This window comes from Streptomyces sp. NPDC006265 (assembly GCF_040613555.1).
Taxonomy (GTDB): Bacteria; Actinomycetota; Actinomycetes; order Streptomycetales; family Streptomycetaceae; genus Streptomyces.
The window spans coordinates 1-1,843 of record NZ_JBEXSH010001275.1 but is presented as its reverse complement, the minus strand read 5'-3'; the positions used below and the strand labels follow the sequence as shown (position 1 = coordinate 1,843).

General features: G+C 67.6%; 1 protein-coding gene. It reads right to left on the bottom strand.

What is annotated here, in order from left to right:
* Positions 1 to 168: 168 nt before the first annotated feature.
* On the bottom strand, positions 169 to 1,581 hold the full coding sequence (locus tag ABZ281_RS47950) for an NF041680 family putative transposase (RefSeq protein WP_356664986.1): 1,413 nt from the start codon (positions 1,579 to 1,581) through the stop codon (positions 169 to 171).
* Positions 1,582 to 1,843: the final 262 nt, after the last annotated feature.

Below are 1,843 nucleotides of genomic sequence, written 5' to 3'. Positions count from 1 at the left end.
GGATGAGACGGGCAGTCGAGTTCACCGCTTCCGGGTGAACGACTAGCACTTATCAGGCAATTAACCCCAAAGTTGGTCACGGTCGAAACCCGCATGCCGGAACAAACCTATGTAAACGCCCTCTTAAGTGGTCCAGTTCGAAAGTCCCTCGGGGGGTTGGCTTGATCATTAACCTCGCTGCTGTTTCAGGCGGACGTGTTCGGTGAGGGTTTCGATTCGTTTCACGGTCTTCCCAGGTTCGTGTCGTGGGGCTGGCCTGCGGTTCTTCGAGCCGGGTGGGCGTCCGGGTCCGGGCTTGGAGGGTTGGGGCACGTCGGCGGGACGGGCGGTCTTCACGCGGAGGTGGCGGAACCCCCGGCGGACCCGGGCAGGGGTGAGCCGACGCGGCTGCGCCGGCCGTTCCCAGGGCCGGCGAAGGTCCTCGGCGAGGGTTCGGGCAAGGCGGAGTTGGGTGTGGGCGGCGATGATCAGCCAGGTCCACAGGTCGGCGGTGTGCGGATCGCGGACCTTGGGGACGGTCCAGCCCAGGGTCTGTTTGAACAGCCGGAAGGTATGTTCAAGGTCGAATCTGCGGAGGAACGCCTGCCAGTGCAGGTCGACATCTGCGCCGGTCATGCCGGTGCGCGAGGACCACAGCCACACCGGCTTCGGATCGCGGTCACCGGGCAGGTGCCCAACCTTCAGACGGATCAACGTGCCGTGGATCAAAGGGAGTTCACCGCAGTGGTCGAGCCAGGGGCCACGGGCCTGCAATCGGGGGTGCATCCGGTCCCAGGCGAGGGCTTCGGCCGTGCCGTAGCGGGTGGTGTCGCACGTCGTGGCCTGGTCGGGGGTGTGCCAGGACTCCGGCTTGGAGAAGGTGAGGACGCCGCCGTGCTTGCGGGGCTGTCCGCCACGTGGGGTTGAGCGGCGTGGGCCGGCGTCCCGGAGCATGACGCGGTCCGAGCGGAGCCGGCCGACCAGCTCGACGGGCAGGTCGGCCAGGACGTAGGCGAGGCGGGTGACGTCGTAGCCGGTGTCCATCACGACGAGGATGTCCGCGTCGCCCGGCCGCCACTGCCCGGCGTGCACCAGTCGGGTGACCACCTCGCGCAGTTGGGTGGCGGTCACCGCGGTGGCGTCGTCGGCCGGCCCGAGCCGGATCGCGTCCAGCACGGCCGTCCAGGACGTGCGTCCCGTCTCCAGCGCGGCGACGAAGGAGTAGGGCCAGCCGGGGATGAACTGATCCGCGCTGCGGCCTCGTCCGTAGACGTGGCAGAACAGCAGCTCCGGGCTGGTGGGGGCGTCGGGTCGCAGCCAGTTGCTCACGTCCACCGCGAGTACGATCCGCCCGTCGGCGGCGCGCGGCAGTGGCGTGGAGGCCAGCAGCCTGCGCAGGCGGCGCGGTTCCAGCCAGCCGTGGTTGAGCGCGTCGTACATCGCTCCGTGCCCGCGCCGGTGCTCGGCCGTGAGCGTCAACTCGACCAGCGACGTCACCGGGCCGTCCGAGCACAGCACCGCGTCGGTGAGCTCGAAGAGCGCATCCGCCCGGGTGTAGAGGCAGTCGTAGAACTGGACACGAAAGTGGGACAGGACGCCCAACGCGGCGTCAGCGGTCTGTTCAGCGGCGAGACTTTTCACCAGCGGCCGTTCCTTCACGCGACGTTGCTCGACACCTCGAAGCGTGAAGAACGGCCGCCCTGCTGTCCCGGGAATGAACCAAGATCAGCGGGTCAGGTGAACGGCCGAGGTTAAACACCAAGGTTGGAGTGAACCGCCCCGGCTCAAATAGAGACTCGGTTTCATGAAAGGATCGAGTCATGGCACGACCTTCCCGTTACCCGCTTGAGCTCCGCCGTCGTGC